Annotated in this window: 20 protein-coding genes and 1 pseudogene; 10 read left to right on the top strand and 11 right to left on the bottom strand. The window is 58.9% G+C overall.

Annotation, left to right across the window (positions count from 1 at the left end; translation table 11 throughout):
- Positions 1–159 precede the first annotated feature (159 nt).
- Positions 160–1131 (top strand): IS110 family RNA-guided transposase, encoded by a 972-nt coding sequence (locus tag LT42_RS18705; RefSeq protein ID WP_037011250.1) that lies wholly within the window; start codon positions 160–162, stop codon positions 1129–1131.
- 526 nt (positions 1132–1657) lie between these two features.
- Here LT42_RS18705 and LT42_RS18710 read toward each other — a convergent pair.
- From LT42_RS18710 to LT42_RS18735, 6 genes are all read right to left on the bottom strand, one after another.
- On the bottom strand, positions 1658–1873 hold the full coding sequence (locus tag LT42_RS18710; RefSeq protein WP_037016233.1) for a TOBE domain-containing protein: 216 nt from the start codon (positions 1871–1873) through the stop codon (positions 1658–1660).
- 51 nt (positions 1874–1924) lie between these two features.
- A complete protein-coding gene (ssuB, locus tag LT42_RS18715; RefSeq protein ID WP_037016235.1) occupies positions 1925–2734 on the bottom strand; it encodes an aliphatic sulfonates ABC transporter ATP-binding protein in 810 nt (269 codons plus the stop codon).
- Positions 2731–3519 (bottom strand): aliphatic sulfonate ABC transporter permease SsuC, encoded by a 789-nt coding sequence (gene ssuC, locus LT42_RS18720; protein WP_037016238.1) that lies wholly within the window; start codon positions 3517–3519, stop codon positions 2731–2733. The genes ssuB and ssuC overlap by 4 nt, the downstream gene beginning before the upstream one ends.
- Before the next feature lie 26 nt (positions 3520–3545).
- The gene (locus tag LT42_RS18725; RefSeq protein WP_037016241.1) at positions 3546–4511 is read right to left on the bottom strand and encodes a sulfonate ABC transporter substrate-binding protein; all 966 of its coding nucleotides are present in this window, start codon (positions 4509–4511) and stop codon (positions 3546–3548) included.
- A 390-nt stretch (positions 4512–4901) separates the two neighbouring features.
- The gene (locus LT42_RS18730; protein WP_037016244.1) at positions 4902–5540 is read right to left on the bottom strand and encodes a peroxiredoxin; all 639 of its coding nucleotides are present in this window, start codon (positions 5538–5540) and stop codon (positions 4902–4904) included.
- Between the two features lie 142 nt (positions 5541–5682).
- Positions 5683–7050, bottom strand: a complete 1368-nt coding sequence (locus LT42_RS18735) for an OprD family porin (protein WP_037016248.1) — start codon at positions 7048–7050, stop codon at positions 5683–5685.
- 791 nt (positions 7051–7841) lie between these two features.
- On the opposite strand from LT42_RS18735, the gene tauA reads away from it, so the two are divergent.
- The 4 genes and pseudogenes from tauA to tauD all read left to right on the top strand — a co-directional run bounded on the left by tauA (position 7842) and on the right by tauD (position 11993).
- On the top strand, positions 7842–8819 hold the full coding sequence (tauA, locus tag LT42_RS18740; RefSeq protein ID WP_037016250.1) for a taurine ABC transporter substrate-binding protein: 978 nt from the start codon (positions 7842–7844) through the stop codon (positions 8817–8819).
- A 648-nt stretch (positions 8820–9467) separates the two neighbouring features.
- Positions 9468–10259 carry a taurine ABC transporter ATP-binding subunit gene (gene tauB / locus LT42_RS18745; protein ID WP_037016252.1) on the top strand — a complete coding sequence of 264 codons (792 nt, stop codon included), beginning with the start codon at positions 9468–9470 and terminating at the stop codon, positions 10257–10259.
- A 77-nt stretch (positions 10260–10336) separates the two neighbouring features.
- Positions 10337–11101 (top strand): annotated as a pseudogene (gene tauC / locus LT42_RS18750) (taurine ABC transporter permease TauC); the annotation flags it as partial.
- A 70-nt stretch (positions 11102–11171) separates the two neighbouring features.
- Positions 11172–11993, top strand: a complete 822-nt coding sequence (gene tauD / locus LT42_RS18755) for a taurine dioxygenase (protein WP_037017545.1) — start codon at positions 11172–11174, stop codon at positions 11991–11993.
- Between the two features lie 202 nt (positions 11994–12195).
- Here the strand turns inward: tauD and LT42_RS25400 are convergent, their stop codons facing one another.
- Both LT42_RS25400 and LT42_RS18760 read right to left on the bottom strand, forming a co-directional pair.
- Positions 12196–12351 (bottom strand): hypothetical protein, encoded by a 156-nt coding sequence (locus LT42_RS25400; RefSeq protein ID WP_208855911.1) that lies wholly within the window; start codon positions 12349–12351, stop codon positions 12196–12198.
- A 409-nt stretch (positions 12352–12760) separates the two neighbouring features.
- Complete coding sequence (locus tag LT42_RS18760; protein WP_037016257.1) at positions 12761–13201, bottom strand: hypothetical protein; 441 nt, start codon at positions 13199–13201, stop codon at positions 12761–12763.
- Here LT42_RS18760 and LT42_RS18765 point away from each other — a divergent pair.
- A complete protein-coding gene (locus LT42_RS18765) occupies positions 13200–13655 on the top strand; it encodes a tRNA (cytidine(34)-2'-O)-methyltransferase (protein ID WP_037016260.1) in 456 nt (151 codons plus the stop codon). The genes LT42_RS18760 and LT42_RS18765 overlap by 2 nt on opposite strands.
- 79 nt (positions 13656–13734) lie before the next feature.
- On the opposite strand, the gene secB is transcribed toward LT42_RS18765, so the two are convergent.
- The 3 genes from secB to LT42_RS18780 all read right to left on the bottom strand — a co-directional run bounded on the left by secB (position 13735) and on the right by LT42_RS18780 (position 14975).
- The gene (secB, locus tag LT42_RS18770) at positions 13735–14229 is read right to left on the bottom strand and encodes a protein-export chaperone SecB (RefSeq protein WP_037016263.1); all 495 of its coding nucleotides are present in this window, start codon (positions 14227–14229) and stop codon (positions 13735–13737) included.
- Between the two features lie 76 nt (positions 14230–14305).
- Positions 14306–14560, bottom strand: a complete 255-nt coding sequence (grxC, locus tag LT42_RS18775) for a glutaredoxin 3 (protein WP_037016266.1) — start codon at positions 14558–14560, stop codon at positions 14306–14308.
- A gap of 1 nt (position 14561) precedes the next feature.
- Complete coding sequence (locus LT42_RS18780) at positions 14562–14975, bottom strand: rhodanese-like domain-containing protein (protein WP_037016270.1); 414 nt, start codon at positions 14973–14975, stop codon at positions 14562–14564.
- Positions 14976–15136: 161 nt separating this feature from the next.
- Between LT42_RS18780 and gpmI the strand changes: the two genes are divergently transcribed.
- The 4 genes from gpmI to LT42_RS18800 all read left to right on the top strand — a co-directional run bounded on the left by gpmI (position 15137) and on the right by LT42_RS18800 (position 20296).
- Positions 15137–16672, top strand: coding sequence for a 2,3-bisphosphoglycerate-independent phosphoglycerate mutase (gene gpmI / locus LT42_RS18785; protein WP_037016273.1), 1536 nt, complete (start codon positions 15137–15139; stop codon positions 16670–16672).
- A gap of 137 nt (positions 16673–16809) precedes the next feature.
- Positions 16810–18132: a murein hydrolase activator EnvC family protein gene (locus LT42_RS18790; protein ID WP_037016276.1), complete on the top strand. Its 1323-nt coding sequence runs from the start codon at positions 16810–16812 to the stop codon at positions 18130–18132.
- A gap of 30 nt (positions 18133–18162) precedes the next feature.
- Complete coding sequence (locus tag LT42_RS18795; RefSeq protein WP_037016279.1) at positions 18163–19494, top strand: S41 family peptidase; 1332 nt, start codon at positions 18163–18165, stop codon at positions 19492–19494.
- A 1-nt stretch (position 19495) separates the two neighbouring features.
- Positions 19496–20296, top strand: coding sequence for a divergent polysaccharide deacetylase family protein (locus tag LT42_RS18800; protein WP_037016282.1), 801 nt, complete (start codon positions 19496–19498; stop codon positions 20294–20296).
- Positions 20297–20330: the final 34 nt, after the last annotated feature.

Here is a 20330-nt window from a genome sequence, read left to right on the forward strand (position 1 = left end):
TCCTAGTGGCGTTGTAGCCTGCGAAGTAGATCCATTCTCCGCCTTTCCAACCTCACTCATTGAGCTCGTACGATATCTAGAGCCACTTTGTGAGCTCGCATTTACAAGGTCGAAGCCGAGTGACGCGATGATTGATCTTTAGTTGAAAAGGAGAACAGCATGTCTTCATTCGTTGGCGTTGACATGGCCAAGAATACTTTTGATGTTGCGACGCCGTTGGACAATGGCAAACACCGCACCAAGGGCAAGTTGAGCAATGATGCCAAGGGCTTTGCCGAGTTCGAGTCCTGGCTTCGCAAGCACGCCACAGCGGACGCGCTGATTGTCATCGAGGCCACGGGTAATTATCACGAAGCGTTGGCTGACTTCCTTTTTCAAAAGGGATATCGGCTTCATATCGCGAACCCTGCCACCACCGCCGCTCACGCCAAGTCGGAGTTGTCACGCAACAAGACTGACAAGACTGACGCCAAACTCATCTCCGATTTCGCCATGCAGAAGCATCGCAAGTTACGGCTTTGGGTGCCTGAGCCACAGTCGCGGCGCCGTCTGAGGGCTTTGGTCCGCCGCTTGGAAGATCTCAACGAGATCCGCCAGATGGAGAAAAACCGCTTGGAAGTTGCCAGCCCGAACGTCGTAACGTCGATCGAATCGGTGATTGCTCATGTCTTGGAAGAAATCACCAAAACGGAAAAAGCGATCAAGCAACACATCGACGATGATCCTGACCTACGCGGCAAGAGCGAGTTGATGACCTCCATTGATGGTCTAGGCGAGAAGACCGCCGCGCTGATCCTCGCGGAACTGGGAGACCCTCTGGACTACGAAGGACCGAAAAAACTTTCTGCCTTCGCTGGATTATCGCCCAGACAGGACCGCTCTGGAGGCTACGTGGGTCCAACCCGCATAAGTCGAACCGGCTCGTCGCGACTCAGGGGCGGCCTTTACATGCCCGCGATCGTAGGAATACAACACAATGTGGTGCTGAGAGAGTTCGCCAAGAGATTGAAGGCGAACGGAAAGGCTCCCCGGCAAATTATCTGTGCAGTGATGCGTAAGATGTTGCACTTGGTCTATGGCGTGCTTAAAAGCAACAGGCCTTTCGAACCTGAAATTGCTTTGGCTCATTAACGGCTGATCAAGTAGGACTTGAATGGCTAGGATGTCGCTGCGGGATGGGCCGCGGGCGTATATTCGTGCCTGCTTGAAAAGCAGCAGCGCTAGCGCGCTGCTGGGCTTGCAGTAGGAGCATTAAGACGATATCTACAGGTTGAACATTTCGGGCTCGACCAGGATCAGTTTTGCGGACGCCCTGATTCAGGTTCCGACCAACATCGCTTTGATGATCGTTCCCACGCTCTGCGTGGAAATCCATTCCCTGACGCTCCGCGTCAGCCCCAAGGACGCGGAGCGTCCAGACCGGCATTCCCACGCGGAGCGTGGGAATGATCAAAGATCAGTTTTGCGGACGCTCTGATTCAGGTTCCGACCAGCAGAGCCCTGAAGGCGACGCGGAGCTGAGGTCTGGACGGAGCTCAAAATGTAGGAGCGCGCTTGCCCGCGATTGCGGTGGGCCACCCACATGGTCAGTGGCTGACACGCTGCATTCGCGGGCAAGCGCGCTCCTGTACAGGGGGCGCTTGCCATTCAGGACCGATCACAACTTGGCGATCGACACCTCGGTGGATTTCACGAACGCGATCACTTCACTGCCAACCACCAGTTCCAGCTCTTTGACGGAGCGGGTGGTGATCACGGAGGTGACAACGCCCGAGGCGGTCTGCACGTCGATTTCGGACAGTACGTCGCCCGTAACGATTTCCTTGATGGTGCCTTTGAACTGGTTACGCACGTTGATCGCTTTGATAGTCATGGTAAGGCTTCCTTTGAAAGATCAGTCCGGGAGCAAAATTGCCCTGCGGAGTTAGTTGGCCCATCGCAATTGCGTGGGCAGCGGTGAAGTCGGTTCGGGTTCGGGGGGGTTGCCTGGCAGGGACAACACGCGGTTGAGCACTTCGGTTTCCAGCGCAGCGAGCTGATAGGAGCCACGCGCCCTTGGACGGGCCAGATCAACCTGCAGATCAAGGCCGATGCGTCCCTCTTCAATCAGCAAAACCCGGTCGGCAATGGCCACGGCTTCACTGACGTCGTGGGTCACCAGCAACACGGTGAAACCGTGCTTGCGCCACAGATTTTCGATCAGTTGCTGCATTTCAATTCGGGTCAGAGCGTCCAGCGCACCGAGGGGTTCGTCGAGCAACAACAGGCGCGGCTGATGAATGAGCGCGCGGGCCAGCGCCACACGCTGCTTCTGTCCACCCGACAGCGCCGCCGGCCACTCATTGGCGCGCTCGGCCAGACCTACCGCCTCCAGCGCTTCAAGCGCTTTGCCGCGCCAGTCGCCACTGAGCCCCAACCCGACGTTATCGATGATCTTTTTCCAGGGCAGCAGACGCGCTTCCTGAAACATCAGGCGCGTGTCCTCCCGCGCATCAGCCAACGCCCCGTTGCCTGCCAGCAGCTGACCACTCGACGGCAGATCAAGCCCTGCCAGCAGGCGCAGCAAGGTGCTCTTGCCGCAGCCGCTTCGGCCCACGACCGCCACGAATTGGCCGGCCGGGATGTGCAGATCGATGTCTTTCAACACCTCCCGCGAGCCAAAGGTTTTTTTCAGTTTGCGAACCTGCAAGGGAATCCCGCGCAACAGGTTTGCCGGTTGTTGGAGATTGCTCATTGGGCGCCACCTTTTGCCACTTGATACGCCGGGTGCCACCGCAGGCAGACCCGTTCCAGACCGCGCGCCGCGAGGTCTGCCAGTTTGCCGAGAACGGCGTAGAGCACGATCGCCAGCACCACGACGTCGGTCTGCAGAAACTCCCGGGCGTTCATCGCCAGATAGCCGATACCGGAGCTGGCCGAGATGGTTTCTGCGACGATCAGCGTCAGCCACATGAACCCCAGCGCAAAGCGCACGCCCACCAGAATCGAAGGCATCGCACCTGGCAGGATCACATGCCAGAACAACCCGAAGCCGCTCAAGCCATAGCTGCGGGACATTTCCACCAGCGCCGGATCGATGTTGCGAATACCGTGATACGTGTTCAGGTAAATCGGAAACAGCGTGCCCAGCGCGACGAGAAACACCTTGGCGGTTTCGTCGATGCCGAACCACAGGATGACCAGCGGAATCAGCGCCAGATGGGGCACGTTACGGATCATCTGCACGGAGCTGTCGAGCAGGCGCTCGCCCCATTTCGACAGCCCGGTGATAAAGCCCAGCGCCAAGCCGATCCCACCGCCGATGGCAAAACCGATCCCTGCGCGCCAGCCACTGATTGCCAGGTGGGTCCAGATTTCACCGCTGCGCACCAGCGACACGCCGGCTTCAATCACAGCGCTCGGGGCGGGCAGAATGCGGGTCGAGAGCCAGCCAGCGCTGACTGCCAGCTGCCATACCGCCAACAACAGGACCGGTAGCAGCCAGGGCGCCAGTCTGTGGGTGATTTTTTCCACGCTCATGGAGTTGTCTCCTTCCAATGCCGGGCTTACTGCGCTTTCGCAACAGCAGCAGGTGGCGTCCAGATCACATCAGCGATGCGCAACGGTTTAGGGATTAGCTTGAGCTGGTAAAACGTGTCAGCGATTTTCTGCTGTGCGGCGACCGTCTCGGGCGTGATGAACAACGCGCCGTAGCCCTGACGCTTTACTGAAGTACGCGTGATGTCTTCCGAGAGGCCAAGCAGGGGCGCGACCTGTTTGGTCACCTCCTCCGGGTTGGCTTTGGACCATTCGCCGACAGCGCGCACTTCTTCAACCAAGGTCTGGATGACCTTGGGATGCTGCTGCGCATAGGGCTTGTTGGCGAGGTAAAACTGGTTGTTGTCGACGATGCCTTTACCGTCTCGCAGGGTTCGCGCCTGCAACTGCTGCTCGGCGGCGGCCTGGTAAGGGTCCCAAATCACCCAGGCATCGACGCTGCCGCGTTCGAACGCTGCGCGGGCATCGGCGGGCGGCAGGAATACGGTCTGGATGTCGGTGTATTTAAGGCCGGCGTCTTCCAATGCGCGCACCAGCAGGTAGTGAACGTTGGAGCCTTTGTTGAGGACGACCTTCTTGCCTTTGAGATCTTTGACGGAGGTGAGCGGCGAATCCTTGGGCACCAGAATCGCTTCACTGGTCGGCGCCGGCGGCTCGGAGGCTACATACAGCAGATCTGCGCCAGCGGCCTGAGCAAATACGGGCGGGGTTTCACCGGTCACGCCGAAGTCGATCGAGCCCACGTTCAGGCCTTCGAGCAACTGCGGGCCGCCCGGAAATTCAGTCCACTGAACTTGCACACCCTGATCAGCGAGTTTTTTCTCAAGCGACCCTTTGGCCTTGAGTAACACCAGCGTGCCGTACTTCTGATAACCGATGCGCAACGTATCGGCCTGGGCCTGATTGAGTACGCCGAAGGAAACTGCCGCAGCAAACAGAGCGACCAGGCCTCGACGCAAAATAACGGTGCGCATGGCACGCTCCTTTGCTTGTAGCTAACAGGTGGCACCTGCTCGTCCGATGGCGGACCAGTAAGGTGAGACGGGATTCATTGCCGGCGATCTCGCCAGGACGGAGAGAACATAACAGGCGATGTTTATTCTCTAAAATCATATTTATTCATTTGGTTAGCACCAAATAGAATATATGGCGAGGTAGGGGTAGCTTTTCTGTAGGAGCGCGCTTGCCCGCGAAGGCATCGTGTCAGGAAGTTTGATGTCACGGGTGGACCGCAATCGCGGGCAAGCGCGCTCCTACAGGTGGCGGGCCGTTCAGACGCTTCGGATATACCCGGATAATCGAACAGAGCGGCTCAAAAAAAGGGCCGACAAGTCGGCCCTCATGCGATGCGCAAAGCGCGAGTATCAGCGATTCGGCTGTGGCGTCAGGCGCAGATACGGCGTGACGGCGGTATAGCCTTTAGGAAAGCGCTCCTTGATCTCTGCTTCGTCTTTGATCGACGGCACGATCACGACGTCTTCACCGTCCTTCCAGTTTGCCGGCGTTGCGACCTTATAGTTGTCGGTGAGCTGCAACGAGTCGATCACCCGCAGGATTTCGTGGAAGTTGCGTCCGGTACTGGCCGGGTAAGTAATGGTGAGGCGGACTTTCTTGTTCGGGTCGATGACGAACAACGAACGCACGGTCAGCGTCTCGCTGGCATTAGGGTGGATCAGGTCGTAGAGCTCGGAGACCTTGCGATCTTCATCCGCCAGGATCGGGAAGTTGACGAGGGTGTTTTGCGTCGAGTTGATGTCGGCGATCCACTTGGTGTGGGACTCGGCCGAGTCCACGGACAGAGCAATCGCCTTGACGTTGCGCTTGTCGAATTCGTCTTTCAGTTTTGCGGTGAAGCCCAGCTCAGTGGTGCACACCGGGGTGAAATCCGCAGGGTGCGAGAACAAGACACCCCATTTGCCATCCAGCCACTCGTGAAACCTGATAGGTCCCTCGCTGGAATCCTGCTCGAAGTCGGGGGCGATGTCGCCGAGTTTAAGGCCCATACAGTCGTGCTCCTTGGTGGTGAGTCATCGGTTTACTGTGCATCTGGGCATCTGAAAACAAAAGGAACAATTGGTGCTGAATTACATTGTTTCAGGCATAAAAAAGCCCCGCCGAAGCGGGGCTCTTTTCAACACATCACGCTTATTTGAAGGCGTAGGTGTAGTTGAAGATCAGACGAGTCTGATCGACGTTCGCTTGGGAACCATAGAGGTCGGAGTCTGTACGAAGGTTAGCGCGACGCAGCGTTACGCCAAAGCCCTTCATCAGGCCTTCTTGAAACACGTAGTCGACACGCATGTCGCGTTCCCACTCAGAACCACGGCCAAGCGACGCGGTTTGCAGACGGATCTGATCGCCTTTCAGGTAAGCAACAGCCGCCTTCAGACCGGGGATACCCAAACGTGCGAAATCGTACGAGTACTGACCGAAGCGAGTTTGCTCACCGGTGCGGGTAAAGTTGCCGATCATACTGTCAGTGAACAGGTAGACGCTCGCGCCACCCTCACCCTCGTTACGACCGCGACTGTCAATAACGCTACCATTATTGATAAATGGCATAGCGCCGTCATCGCTTACGGATTGATAGCCCAACAGGAATGCGTTGCCACCCAGGGTGTAGGTGAACATTGCGGTCCAGGTGTTGTTATCGACTTCACCGTTGTCGCTGTAGCCGTTGTTGAACTTATAACCTGCGTTTGCCGTCTGGCCGTTCTTGCCGTCAGATGTGCTGTGGAAATAACGCAGATCGGTTTTGAACGACTGGTCTTCGGCAATAGGCAGAACGTGGACCAAACCCAGGAAATGTTGCTTGTAATAGTCTTCCAGGTTGGCGTAGTAGTACTGAACGGTCAGGTCTTTGGTGACCTTGTAATCACCGCCAGCGAACTGAAAGTTGTTCGAGCCCTTAGTCCCGGCGTTCAGGGAAAGGTCGTCATAGTTCGAAGAAGCACGGCCAGCTGCCTTGGTCAGCTTACCAGCGGTCAACGTCAGACCGTCGATTTCTTTAGAGGTAACGATGCCACCCTGGAAGGTTTGCGGCAGCAGACGGCCATCGTTCGATACGAGGATCGGCAGGTTAGGCTGCAGCGCATTACCGACTTTCAGTTCAGTCTTGGATAGCTTCACCTTGGCATTGGCGCCAGCGCGAGCCCAATCAGCAACCGGCGTGCCGTCGGAAGATGTTGGCGACACTGTGTTCGGAGTGCTGCCGTTTACGGCACGGTTGTCGATACCACCACTCAGGTTTAGACCGTACATGCCCTGAACATCAAGACCGAAGCCAACTGTACCCGGGGTGTATCCCGAAATGAAGTTGAACAGGAAACCCTGGGCAGTCTGACGCTGATCCTGCCCTTTGGCTCCATTCGAAGAGGGCTCACGCGGATCTTGTTCGAAATAAAGAGTACGAGAACTGAGTGTCGCTTTGCTGTCATCCAGGAAACCAGCTGCACCAGCCTGAGTGGCCAAGACACCTGCGTATACGGCCAAGGCCAGGGTGGACTTCTTCATTGTGTATCGCTCCTCATGAATCTAATTTTTGTAGTTCCCGGGCCAGAGCCTAAGGCTCAAAACCGAGGATGCGCGATTAGCGCCGGACCTGACTCGGCGAGTCAATGGCCCCAAGACTAATTGACTAGACCGCGTAACAGCTGGCTGCAAGGTAAGGTAAATCCTTTAAACCTAAAAAGACTTGTTGGATCTGCTTTTATGCCAAGCAGTTATATGTCACAAGCCGTTTCAGCCGTCCGTTGCGGAGTGTATCGGCCCTATTCCCTAATTCCCAAAAAATATTTCAGTGCCATTCGTCAGATCGTTTGGTTTTGCTGCCCCCCGCTTCAGGAACTTGACCAGCAAGTCACGGTCTGCCTGTGAAACAGGGTGAGATTTGCGTCTCTAAGCCCATGAAAAGACTGTAATTTAGCGTTGGTAGTCGCAAATATTGCAGTTGTCACCTTGCTGTTCGTCTATTTTCTGCTAGCGCCAGCCAATATTTCAGTAACAAGTCAGACCTGCCCCTTCAGGCGATTTTTTCGGGCGTGGCCCGTCTGCTACGCCTACCCGTCCCAAGGCCGCATGCGGTGCATCCAGTAGGCGCGCGTCGAGATCGTATTTACAAAATGTGACGTTTGGATGAATCCATCCGCTTCTCGATAGCCATTGATCTGTCGATGACGAAGTCCACCTCTCGCAACGTTTCAATTCCCACTAAGCAAATTCCAAAATGTTATTTATTTAGCCTTTCTTAGATCATTTACGCTCGTTCGCATTCCTGCTGGTTTGCCATAATCGGAGCGTCACCCATGAAGCTGCTCAACCCATTTCGCCTATTGGCAGCCTTGTCGCTTGCCGGTTCAGCGCTGCTTGCTCAAGCGGCAGATTTCACCGTTGCCTATCAGACCACTGTGGATCCCGCCAAGGTTGCGCAGGCTGACGGCGCTTACGAAAAGGCCACCAATTCCAAAATTTCCTGGAGGAAGTTCGATAACGGCGCGGATGTGATCAGCGCCATTGCGTCGGGTGACGTGCAAATTGGTTACTTGGGGTCCAGCCCCCTGACAGCAGCAGCGACGCGAAAGGTGCCAATCGAAATCTTCCTGATTGCCACCCAAATCGGCGCCGCCGAAGCGTTGGTGGCGCGTAATGGCTCCGGGATCAACGGTCCGCAGGATCTGACTGGCAAGAAAGTCGCCGTGCCGTTTGTGTCGACGGGTCACTACAGCCTGCTCGCCGCTCTGAAGTACTGGAAGATTGATCCGGCGAAAGTGACGATCCTCAATCTCGCTCCGCCGGCCATCGCCGCCGCGTGGAAACGTGGCGACATCGATGCCACCTACGTCTGGGACCCGGCATTGGGCGTCGCCAAAGAGACCGGCAAAGTGCTGATTACCTCGGGTGAGTTGGCGAAGCTCGGGGCACCGACCTTCGATGCATGGATTGTGCGCAAGGATTTCGCCGACAAGCATCCCGAAGTCGTCAGTGCCTTCGCCAAAACGACTCTGGATGCCTACGCCGCCTACCGCAGGGACCCAGCGGCCTGGCTGGCCGATGCCAGCAACGTCGACAAGCTGGTGAAGCTGTCCGGCGCCAAACCTGGCGACATACCTGGTCTGTTGCAGGGCAACGTCTACCCGCTGGCGGCTGACCAAGTGACCGAACTGGGCGCGCCGACCACCGACGCCATCACCAAGACCGCAGCATTCCTCAAAGAACAGGGCAAGGTCGACGCCGTGCTGGCCGATTACGCGCCCTACGTGACCACCAAGTTCGTCGCCCAGTGATGCTGGCCAGAAGCTGTGTACCAATGGGATTAGCCGCGTATCCCCGCGATTCACACGCGGACTCACGTCCGTCGGGTGCCCGCTTCTGTAGGAGCCGGCTTGCTGGCGAACCCGGTCTGCCACTCGCTGTGAGGTGACTGACCCGACGCGTTCGCCAGCAAGCCGGCGCCTACAACGCGCGGTGTGAAGCCGCATAAGGCATACCGCCCGCAGACGATGAGACGCCGCAAAAAGCAGCTCTACCCGCATGCGATGTGATGCCGCAAAAAAGCAGTACTGCCCGCTGGCGGCGTGACGTTGAAAAGCAGTAATCACATCCCGTTGGCGCGCCCGTTTCTGTAGGAGCCGGCTTGCTGGCGAACCCGGTCTGTCACTCGCTGTGAGGTGACTGACCCGACCCGTTCGCCAGCAAGCCGGCTCCTACAACATGCGGCGTGAGGCCGTCATAAGGCATACCCCGCAGGCGACGTGATGCCGTAAAAAGCAGTGCCAGCCGCAGCGATGTGACGCCGCACAAGCAGTGCCACTCGCAGTGGGCGTTAGGGTGAATGAGCAGCAACTCTTGCAGCCATTGCGGAGAAACCACTCTCAGCGACATCAGTTACACAACCGTTCAAGCACGTCCTTACATTCATCGGAGCCCATGCCATGGCCTTGTTACAGCTGGAGCGCATCAGCGCACGGTATCCCGGTGCGGCCGAGCCGGTGCTGTCGGATATTTCCCTCGCCCTCGGTCCGCAGCAATTGCTGGTAGCGCTTGGTCCGTCCGGCAGCGGCAAGACGTCGCTACTCAACTTGATCGCCGGGTTCGTCCCCCCAAGCGCAGGCCGCATCACTCTCGATGGCGCGCCGGTAAACGGTCCTGGCGCCGAGCGCGGCGTGGTGTTTCAGGATGACGCGCTGCTGCCTTGGCAGAATGTGCTGGCCAACGTCGCATTCGGGCTTCAACTCGCCGGCGTTGCCCGTGACGAACGCGAGGCCAAGGCGCGGGACATGCTCGCGCTGGTTGACCTCGCCGGTTTCGAGCAGAGGCGTATTTGGGAGTTGTCGGGCGGGCAGAAGCAACGCGTCGGTCTGGCCCGTGCATTGGCAGCCGACCCGAGCGTGCTGCTGATGGACGAGCCATTTGGCGCCCTGGACGCCTTCACCCGCGAACAGATGCAAGAGTTGCTGCTACAAGTCTGGCAACGCAGCGCCAAGCCGGTGTTCCTCATCACCCACGACATTGAAGAAGCGGTGTTCCTGTCGACGGATCTGATTCTGCTCGCGCCGAACCCAGGTCATATCGTCGAGCACTTGAAACTGGACTTCGGTCAGCGTTACAGCGCAGGTGAATCGGCCCGCGCGATTAAATCCGACCCCCGCTTCATTGAAACCCGCGAGCACGTTTTGGCGCGGGTATTCTCCCAGCGGCAAAGCGTTCGGGAGCAACGGGCATGAGTCTTTATCCATCGCCAGAGCCCGCGCTCACGCACGTGCCGGTAAAAACCGCTTCGCGTCAGGGCTCCTCTATTTATGTAAGCACTCGCGCCATCAGTGTGCTGACGCTCGCCGTGCTGTTGGGCAGTTGGTGGCTGGTCACGGCATTTGAGTGGGTCGAGCCGCTGTTCCTGCCGCCACCTTCGGCCGTGCTGGAAAAAGCCTGGCTGCTGATGACCAAGGGCTACATGGACTCGACCCTGTGGCAGCACTTGGGGGCGAGTCTGCAGCGCATCGGCCTGGCGCTGTTTTTCGCTGTGCTGACGGCCATTCCGGTGGGTATTGCGATTGGCCATAACCGAATCGCGCGAGGGATTTTCGACCCGGTGATCGAGTTTTATCGTCCGGTGCCGCCGCTGGCATACCTGCCTTTGATCGTCATCTGGTGTGGCATTGGCGAATTTTCCAAAGTGCTGCTGATTTATCTGGCGATCTTCGCGCCGGTTGCCATCGCGACTGCGACAGGGGTGCGCACTGTCGACACCGCGAAACTGCGCGCGGCGCAATCATTAGGCGCCAGCCGGTGGCAACTGATCCGTCACGTTATCCTGCCAAGCGCCCTGCCTGACATCCTCACCGGCGTGCGTATCGGTCTCGGCGTGGGCTGGTCGACACTGGTGGCGGCCGAGTTGATCGCCGCCACCAGCGGCCTCGGCTTCATGGTGCAGTCAGCCGCGCAGTTTTTGGTGACTGACGTCGTCGTGCTGGGAATTCTGGTCATCGCACTGATTGCCTTCGCCCTGGAAATGGGCCTTCGCGCGCTGCAACGCAAGCTGGTGCCCTGGCACGGCCAGAATCACTGAGAACACGGTTTTACAACTGGCCACGCCGACATTTCGGCGCCGAACACAACGAGTACATCATGAGCACGACATTATTCCGCTCAGCCCGGCATTGGGCGCAGAGATCAGCGGCGTTGACCTGAGCCGCGACCTGACCGGTGATCAACGCGCTGCCATCGAACAGGCGTTGCTCACTCATCAGGTGCTGTTCTTTCGTAATCAGCCGATCACGCCTCGGCAACAGGCACGTTTCGCTGCCAACTTCGGCGACCTGCACATCCATCCGATTTACCCCAATGTGCCGGAGCAGCCAGAAGTGCTGATCCTCGACACGGCGGTGACCGACGTGCGCGACAACGCCATCTGGCACACCGATGTGACCTTTTTGCCGACGCCTGCGCTGGGTGCGGTACTCAGTGCCAAGCAGGTGCCGACTTACGGTGGCGATACGTTATGGGCGAGCGGCATTGCTGCGTTCGAGGCGCTGTCCGGCCCAATGAAAGCATTGCTTGATGGCTTGACCGCCACTCATGACTTCACGCGGTCATTTCCGCTGGAGCGCTTTGGCAACACACCAGCAGACCTCGCACGCTGGGAGGAAACACGCCGCAAGAACCCGCCGTTGTCGCACCCGGTCATCCGCACGCATCCGGTCAGCGGTCACAAGGCATTGTTCATTAACGAGGGTTTCACCACCCGCATCAATGAGCTGGAGGCCGCCGAAAGTGAGGCGATTTTGAAACTGCTGTTTGCCCATGGCACTCGGCCGGAGTTCACCCTGCGTTGGCGCTGGCAGGCGGACGACGTGGCGATGTGGGACAACCGCGTGACGCAGCATTACGCAGTGGATGATTACCGACCGCAGCGCCGGGTGATGCATCGCGCAACGATGCTGGGCGACGTGCCGTTTTAAGTCGTGGCGTCGGGAGTGGTGTGCACCCTGGCGCACTCCTTCACTGCTTCATGCGCCGCATCGACTCTGCCTGTTGCGCCTGCGCCGAACCACTGTAGGAGCCGGCTTGCTGGCGAACCGATTGTGTCAGCCCTATCAATGCCGGTTGACACCCCCGGTTCGCCAGCAAGCCGGCTCCTACAGGTTAGCGTTAGCATCAAGATCAGCGGCGCATCGGCATCGGCATCGGCATCGGCATCGGCATCGGCATCAGCATCGGCATCGGCATCGGCATCGGCATCAGCATCAGCATCAGCATCAGCATCAGCATCAGCATCAGCATCAGCATCAGCATCAGCGTCAGCGTCAGCGTCAGCATCGACATCAGCGGCTGGATCGGGATTTAGGATTTGGGATTTGGGATTTGGGATCAGCATCAGCATCAGCATCAGCATCAGCAACGGGCGCGGGCTGCGGCTTTAGCCCGCAATAATCGCCGCCCTGATCGAACGTGCATCACTTTGGTTAGGGCACGTTCGAAAATGCGCGAATAGCGTGCAAAAACGAGCAAGGAACAACCGGATGTGAACGCCGACTCCAAAGACCGGAGCTGGAGCCCTACGATGCTCCGAAGTAACAAAAGCCTGAAAATGCGGCTTGCAGGAGGTTCGCAGAGGCTTGTAGAAATTTCCTACAGCGTTTTCCCAAAACTGGCACGCACGCTGCAATAGGTTAAGCATCACCAGTTTTGGGGACCTTGGTACAGGCAGGCCGGGGATTCCCCTCTTTTATTCCTCCCGGAGACTGACCTCCAGTCTCCAGCGCCCGCCCTGGGTCGCACCGCGCCAGTCGCCGTGCAACGGACGGGCCGCCAGCAGGTTCAGCAGCAATCCCTTATCACTCCGTTGCACCCTCCAGCGCACATCTTTGCCGTTGAGCTTCAGTTCGCCTTTCTGGGGCTGACCCTGGGCGTTGAACAGCAACGCCACCGCGCCGTCGATGTGTTCGCCGTGCAGTTGCGGCTCGCGGTTGAACCAGACGGCAACACCGCCAGGCAGCGCTTCAATGGTTTGCAGCTGGATCGGGTCCGGCGTCGTCACCCGGCCGATCATCAGCCCGACCATCACACCAACGATCGCCACCGATCCCAGAAACTTGGGCCACAGCTTCGGTCTCGGGTCTTCTTCAGGGGTAGAATGCATCCCGTCCTTTCGTTCGGAGCCGTGCATGTTTCACGTGATCCTTTTTCAACCAGAAATTCCGCCGAACACCGGCAACATCATCAGGCTCTGCGCCAACAGCGGCTGCAGCCTGCATTTGATCGAGCCGCTGGGCTTCGAGCTGGATGACAAGCGCCTGCGTCGGGCCGGCCTTGATTACCACGAATACGCCACGCTGCATCGTCACGCCGACCTGCCCAGCTGCCTTGAAAGCATCGGCCACCCTCGCCTGTTTGCTTTTACCACAAAGGGCTCGCGGGTTTTCCACGACGCGCAATTCGAGGAGGGCGATGCCTTCCTCTTCGGGCCGGAAAGCCGGGGCTTGCCGCCGGAGGTGCTGGACCCGCTGTCGAGCGACCAGCGCCTGCGACTGCCCATGCGCGAAGGCTGCCGCAGTCTGAACCTGTCAAACACTGTCGCCGTTGCCGTGTATGAAGGTTGGCGGCAGTTGGGCTTTAAGTAGCCGCTACACGCCGAAAGGCATACGTTGCCCACAAAAAAGCGCCCATCACAGGCGCTTTTTTTATGTGCAGCGACAACGCTTACTGAACGGTAGGCGTTGGCGTTTCGCCGGCTTCCTGCATGCGTTGCAGCTCTTGCGCGTAAAGGGCGTCGAAGTTCACCGGGGCCAGCATCAGCGCAGGGAACGAACCGCGGACAACCAGGCTGTCGATGGTTTCGCGAGCGTACGGGAAAAGGATGTTCGGGCAGAACGCGCCCAGGGTGTGGCTCATGGAGCCGGCATCCAGGCCCTTGATCAGGAAGATACCCGCTTGCTGGACTTCGGCGATGAAGGCGATTTCTTCGCCGTTCTTCACTTCAACCGACAGGGTCAGCACGACTTCGTAGAAGTCATTTTCAAGCTGCTTCTGGCGGGTGTTCAGATCAAGGCTGACGCTTGGGGTCCATTCCTGACGGAAGATAGCCGGGCTTTTCGGCGCTTCAAAGGACAGGTCGCGAACGTAGATGCGCTGCAGGGAAAACTGCGGTGCTTCTTCTTCGTTGGAAGTGGCGCCGCTATTCGGTTGATCAGTCATCTCAGATCCTTACTTTGAGGTCTTGTAGGCTTCCGGCCTGTGCGACGACGAGCGTTGTTCACAGGCCGGTTCGAATTCAGGCGCTCAGCAGCTTATCGAGCTTGCCGGCGCGCTCCAGGGCAAACAGATCATCGCAACCGCCGACGTGGACCGAGCCGATCCAGATCTGCGGCACCGAGGTACGCCCGGATTTTTTGGTCATTTCAGCGCGCAACTGTGGCTTGCCGTCGACTTTGATCTCTTGAAAGCCGACACCCTTGCTTCCCAGCAGCGACTTGGCGCGGGAGCAGTAGGGGCAATAATCGCTGGAATAGACGACGACGTCGGTCATTTCACTTCACCAGAGGCAGGTTGTCGCCGCGCCACGACGAAATACCGCCGGACAGCTTGGCGGCGTTGAAGCCCGACTTCAGCAGCTCCCGGGCGGTATGGCCGGCGTGCTGGCCAGCGGCATCGACGATGATCAGGGTCTTGGGCTTGAATTTTTCCAGCTCCGCAGTGCGGGTCAGGATTTTGTCCTGAGGGAAATTCACGGAGCCCACGATGTGGCCTGAGGTGAATTCCTTCTTGGCGCGCACATCGATGACAACGGCTTCATCGCGGTTGACCAGAGCAGTCAGTTCGCCAGTGCTCAGGCTGCGGCCGCCTTTGCTAAGCTCCGTTGCGATCAGCAGGCCCAGCAAGATGACGAAAGCACCCGTCAGCAAATAGTGGTTCGTGGCAAATTCAATCAGGTGAGCAACCATCATCAGGTTCCAGGGCGTTAAAATGTCGGCCAGTATACACAGCCCCCAAGGTGGGCCAAAGCCCGTACGGCAGTGACGCCGTTTAGCTTGTGGCTGATTTGAACTTGTCCCTAAACTGTCGATCTTTTTTCTACTTCACCTATTAGCCAAGAGTGGGATTCATGACTACCACGCCTAAACCTTTGGTTCTGATCATCCTGGACGGCTTCGGTCACAGCGACAGCCACCACGGCAATGCCGTCTACGCCGCGAAGATGCCGGTCTTCGATCGCTTGTACCAGACGATGCCGAACGGCCTGATCTCCGGGTCGGGCATGGATGTCGGTCTGCCGGACGGGCAGATGGGCAATTCTGAAGTCGGCCACATGAACCTAGGCGCCGGGCGCGTGGTGTATCAGGACTTCACGCGGGTCACCAAAGCCATCCGCGACGGCGAGTTCTTCGAAAACCCCAACATCTGTAAAGCAGTGGATCAGGCAGTAAGCATGGGCAAAGCCGTGCATATCCTCGGCTTGCTGTCAGACGGCGGCGTCCACAGCCATGACGACCACCTGGTAGCGATGGTCGAACTGGCGGCAAAACGCGGCGCCGACAAGATTTACCTGCACGCCTTCCTCGATGGCCGTGACACGCCACCACGCAGCGCTCATCAGTACCTGGCCACCATGGAAGCGACGTACGCGCGCCTTGGCAAAGGCCGCACGGCTTCGGTCATTGGCCGCTACTTCGCCATGGACCGCGACAATCGCTGGGACCGAGTTGAGTCCGCCTACAACCTGATTGTGGACGGCACTTCGGAATTCCACGCAGACACCGCCAAAGCTGCGCTGGACGCGGCTTACGAGCGTGGTGAAAACGACGAATTCGTCAAGGCCACCAGCATCGGCGCGCCGGTGACTGTAGAGGACGGCGATGCGGTCGTGTTCATGAACTTCCGCTCCGACCGTGCCCGCGAACTGACCCGCGTGTTCGTCGAAGACGATTTCGCCGACTTCGCGCGTCGTCGTCAGGCCCGACTGGCCGGCTTCGTCACGCTGACCAAGTACGCAGCCAACATCGACGCCCCGGCGGCCTTCGAAAAAGGCGGCCTGCACAACGTGCTGGGCGAGTACCTGGCGAATAACGGCAAAACCCAACTGCGCATTGCCGAGACCGAGAAATACGCCCACGTGACGTTTTTCTTCTCGGGTGGCCGTGAAGAGCCGTTCCCCGGCGAAGAACGCATCCTGATCCCTTCCCCAAAAGTGGCGACTTACGACCTGCAGCCCGAAATGAGCGCACCGGAAGTCACCGACAGAATCGTCGATGCCATTGAGAACCAGCGCTACGACGTGATCGTCGTGAACTACGCCAACGGCGACATGGTGGGCCATAGCGGGATCATGGAAGCCGCCGTCAAGGCGGTGGAATGCCTGGACGTGTGCGTCGGTCGCATCACTCAGGCGCTGGAAAAAGTCGGCGGCGAAGCGCTGATCACTGCCGACCACGGTAACGTCGAGCAAATGACCAACGAGCAGACTCACCAGCCGCACACCGCGCATACCACCGAACCGGTACCGTTCGTCTACGTGGGCAAGCGTGCGTTCAAGGTGCGTGAAGGCGGCGTGCTGGCGGATGTCGCGCCGACGATGCTCATGCTGCTCGGCATGGACATCCCCAACGAGATGACCGGCACGCCGATTCTGGTCGCCGAGTAAGCCCTTGAACCGGCCCGCCAGTCGCTGGCGGGCCGGTTTTGTATGAAATGTCTGACGGCCACGTCGTCCGAGCGTTTTTTTTGCAGCCATCGCCGGGCATACTAGGCCGGTCTTCACTCCTGGTATCGCCCAACCTCATGCTTCGCGCCCTGATCACCCTCGCTTTGATTTGTCTGCTCAATCCGGCGTTCGCCGACGATGATCGCGCACAAACGCAGAAACAGCTCGATGCCACGCGTCAGGACATCACCGAACTCAAAAAAGCGCTGAGCCAGTTGCAGGAAGAAAAATCCGGCGTCCAGAAAGACCTGCGTTCCACTGAAACGCAAATGGGCAAGCTGGAAAAGCAGGTGGAGGCCCTGCAAAAGGAACTAAAAAAGAGTGAAAGCGAGCTGCAACGGCTCGATCAGGAGAAAAAAAAACTCCAGAGCGCGCGCGTTGAACAGCAAAGGCTGATCGCAATTCAGGCTCGCGCCGCCTATCAGAGCGGCCGCCAGGAATACCTCAAGCTGTTGCTCAATCAGCAGAACCCCGAAAAATTCGCTCGCACCCTCACCTATTACGACTACCTGAGCCAGGCCCGCCTGGAGCAGTTGCGCAACTTCAATGAAACCCTGCGCCAGCTGGCAGGCGTGGAAAAAGACATCGACCTGCAACAGGCGCAACTGCTGGTACAGAAGAGCTCGCTGGATGATCAGAAGGCCCAACTCGACACCGTTCGCCAGGAACGTCAAGTGGCGCTGGCCAAGCTGAACCAGGACTACAAGGCCCGCGACCAGAAACTGCAATCGCGACAGCAGGATCAGGCTGACCTGACCAAAGTCCTCAAAACCATTGAAGAAACCCTCGCCCGACAGGCGCGCGAAGCCGAAGAAGCGCGTCAAAAGGCGCTGCTGGCTCAGCAGGAAGCCGAAAAACGCCAGCGCGAGCAGGAAGCGCTGGCAAAAAACCGCGCTAAAGACGATGCAAAGGACGACAGCGCTGACGCGCCGCGCCGTCCCGCCAAGGCGCCCGGCACCATGGTTTCCAGCACCGGTCAGTCGTACGGCGGACCCTTTGAGCAGGCCAGGGGAAAACTTCCATGGCCTGTCGATGGTCGATTGTTGGCGCGATTTGGCGAAAGCCGTGGCGACGACGAAAGAACCAAGTGGGATGGCGTGATGATCAGTGCTGCTGCAGGCAGCCAGGTGCGAGCGGTGCACGGCGGTCGGGTGGTCTTCGCCGACTGGTTGCGCGGCGCCGGGCTTCTGGTCATTCTCGACCACGGCAATGGTTATTTGAGTCTGTACGGTCACAACCAAAGCCTGCTGAAAGAGGCCGGTGACGTCGTAAAAGCCGGAGATGCGATCTCCACTGTCGGTAACAGTGGTGGTGGTCAGGACACTCCGGCGTTGTATTTCGCTATTCGTCAGCAGGGTCGCCCCAGTGATCCGGCCCAATGGTGTCGCACTCAAGGATAAGTCGACACCTCACTCAGGAGTTCGTAAGACATGCTGTTTTCGTCCCGCCTCACCTCGCTGGCCCTGACTATCGCCGTGATTATCGGCGCGCCTCTGGCCCAAGCTGCCGGTGCCGCCCCTGCTCCCGCGCCAACCGCTTCCTCGCCTGCCAGCGCCGCGAACGTCAAGGCGCCGCTGCCGCTCGACGAGCTGCGCACCTTCGCCGAGGTCATGGACCGGATCAAAGCCGCGTACGTTGAACCTGTGGACGACAAGACCCTGCTGGAAAACGCCATCAAGGGCATGCTCAGCAACCTCGACCCGCACTCCGCTTATCTGGGCCCGGAAGACTTCCAGGAATTGCAGGAGAGCACCAGCGGCGAGTTTGGCGGGCTGGGCATCGAGGTCGGAGTCGAGGACGGTTTCGTCAAAGTCGTTTCGCCTATCGACGACACCCCTGCCTCCAAGGCAGGCATCGAGGCCGGTGACCTGATCGTCAAGATCAACGGCACGCCAACTCAGGGCCAGACGATGCAGGAAGCCGTGGACAAGATGCGCGGCAAGATCGGCGAGAAAATCACCCTTACGCTGGTGCGTGACGGCGGCAACCCGTTCGACGTGACGCTTGCGCGCGCGACCATTCAGGTCAAAAGCGTGAAAGCGCAGATGCTGGAGCCCGGTTACGGTTACATCCGCATCACTCAATTCCAGGTCAAGACTGGCGAAGAAGTCGGCAAGGCCCTGGCCAAGCTGCGCAAAGACAACGGCAAGAAGATGAGCGGCCTGATCCTGGACTTGCGCAACAACCCGGGCGGTGTGTTGCAGGCGGCGGTCGAAGTGGCTGACCACTTCCTCACCAAGGGCCTGATCGTCTACACCAAAGGCCGCATCGCCAACTCCGAGCTGCGCTTCTCGGCAGATCCGGCAGACGCCAGCGAAGGCGTACCGCTGGTGGTGCTGATCAACGGCGGCAGTGCCTCGGCTTCGGAAATCGTCGCCGGCGCGCTGCAAGATCAGAAGCGCGGCATTTTGATGGGGACTGATACGTTCGGCAAAGGCTCTGTGCAGACGGTTCTGCCACTGGCCAACGACCGCGCCTTGAAGATCACCACGGCGTTGTACTACACGCCAAACGGTCGCTCGATTCAGGCTCAGGGCATCAACCCGGACATCGAAGTCAAACGCGCCAAGCTGACGGCTGAAGCCGATGGCGACAATTACAAAGAGGCTGATCTGCTCGGCCACCTGGGCAATGGCAACGGCGGTGCGGACAAACCGACCACCAAGGCCAAGGCTGGCAAGGCGCGTCCGCAGGACGATGACTACCAGATGAACCAGGCCCTCAGCTTGCTCAAGGGATTGAGTGTCACGCGCGGCAATTGATATGCGCGTCTGGTTGACCGGGCTCATCTGGGCTCTAGTCGTCACCACCGGGGCTGCGCACGCCGCCCCGGTGGAATCCTCAGTGACGGGTGGCAAGGCGCCGAAGGTCGCTTACCTGAGCCTGATCATCGACGACCTCGGGCAAAGCCCTGATCGAGACAACCGCGCGCTGGCCCTGCCCGGCCCCGTGACGCTGGCGATCATGCCCGACACGCCTCACGCAACGGACTTTGCCCGTCAGGCGCACAAGGCCGGTAAAACCGTGATGCTGCACATGCCGATGGACCCGGCCACCGGACCCTATGCCTGGCACCCGGAACTGCCACTGCCCGAGCTCGAATCCCGTCTGAACGCAGCGCTGCTGAAAGTCCCCTACGCCGCTGGCATCAATAACCACATGGGCAGCCGCATGACGGCCGAGCCGGTGGCAATGGGCTGGCTGGTGGGCGAGTTGCAACGCCGTCATCTGTTTCTGGTCGACAGCCGTACCAGCGCGAAAACTGTCGCGGCAGCCGAAGCCCAGAAGATCGGGCTGGCAAGTGTGTCCCGAGACGTCTTTCTGGATGATGAGCGCACTGCCGAAGCCATCTCGGGTCAGCTGCAGACGGCGATCAAGCTGGCCCACAAGCAGGGTTCGGCCGTGATGATCGGCCACCCCTACCCCGTGACGATGGACGTGCTTGAGCGCGAGCTTCCCAAGCTCAAAGCCCAGGGCGTCGAGTGGATCGAACTGCGCCACATGATCAGCATTCGGGGTAATGAGGCCATGGCGGGCCATGGCAAGAATGGCGTTTATCGTTGAGCCTGTGACGGGCCGAGCGGAGCGGAGCGGAGCG

The organism is Pseudomonas lutea (assembly GCF_000759445.1).
In the GTDB taxonomy this organism is placed as follows: domain Bacteria; phylum Pseudomonadota; class Gammaproteobacteria; order Pseudomonadales; family Pseudomonadaceae; genus Aquipseudomonas; species Aquipseudomonas lutea.

Coding starts and splice junctions, on each gene's coding strand:
- LT42_RS18760 (WP_037016257.1), bottom strand. CDS start 13,201: ATGCACGGCTCCGAACGAAAGGACGGGATGCATTCTACCCCTGAAGAA.
- LT42_RS18780 (WP_037016270.1), bottom strand. CDS start 14,975: ATGGTTGCTCACCTGATTGAATTTGCCACGAACCACTATTTGCTGACG.
- LT42_RS18705 (WP_037011250.1), top strand. CDS start 160: ATGTCTTCATTCGTTGGCGTTGACATGGCCAAGAATACTTTTGATGTT.
- LT42_RS18795 (WP_037016279.1), top strand. CDS start 18,163: ATGCTGTTTTCGTCCCGCCTCACCTCGCTGGCCCTGACTATCGCCGTG.
- LT42_RS18790 (WP_037016276.1), top strand. CDS start 16,810: ATGCTTCGCGCCCTGATCACCCTCGCTTTGATTTGTCTGCTCAATCCG.
- LT42_RS25400 (WP_208855911.1), bottom strand. CDS start 12,351: ATGCTGACGCTGACGCTGACGCTGATGCTGATGCTGATGCTGATGCTG.
- LT42_RS18730 (WP_037016244.1), bottom strand. CDS start 5,540: ATGGGCCTTAAACTCGGCGACATCGCCCCCGACTTCGAGCAGGATTCC.
- ssuC (WP_037016238.1), bottom strand. CDS start 3,519: ATGAGCGTGGAAAAAATCACCCACAGACTGGCGCCCTGGCTGCTACCG.
- LT42_RS18800 (WP_037016282.1), top strand. CDS start 19,496: ATGCGCGTCTGGTTGACCGGGCTCATCTGGGCTCTAGTCGTCACCACC.
- LT42_RS18735 (WP_037016248.1), bottom strand. CDS start 7,050: ATGAAGAAGTCCACCCTGGCCTTGGCCGTATACGCAGGTGTCTTGGCC.
- LT42_RS18725 (WP_037016241.1), bottom strand. CDS start 4,511: ATGCGCACCGTTATTTTGCGTCGAGGCCTGGTCGCTCTGTTTGCTGCG.
- gpmI (WP_037016273.1), top strand. CDS start 15,137: ATGACTACCACGCCTAAACCTTTGGTTCTGATCATCCTGGACGGCTTC.
- ssuB (WP_037016235.1), bottom strand. CDS start 2,734: ATGAGCAATCTCCAACAACCGGCAAACCTGTTGCGCGGGATTCCCTTG.
- grxC (WP_037016266.1), bottom strand. CDS start 14,560: ATGACCGACGTCGTCGTCTATTCCAGCGATTATTGCCCCTACTGCTCC.
- LT42_RS18765 (WP_037016260.1), top strand. CDS start 13,200: ATGTTTCACGTGATCCTTTTTCAACCAGAAATTCCGCCGAACACCGGC.
- tauA (WP_037016250.1), top strand. CDS start 7,842: ATGAAGCTGCTCAACCCATTTCGCCTATTGGCAGCCTTGTCGCTTGCC.
- LT42_RS18710 (WP_037016233.1), bottom strand. CDS start 1,873: ATGACTATCAAAGCGATCAACGTGCGTAACCAGTTCAAAGGCACCATC.
- secB (WP_037016263.1), bottom strand. CDS start 14,229: ATGACTGATCAACCGAATAGCGGCGCCACTTCCAACGAAGAAGAAGCA.
- tauB (WP_037016252.1), top strand. CDS start 9,468: ATGGCCTTGTTACAGCTGGAGCGCATCAGCGCACGGTATCCCGGTGCG.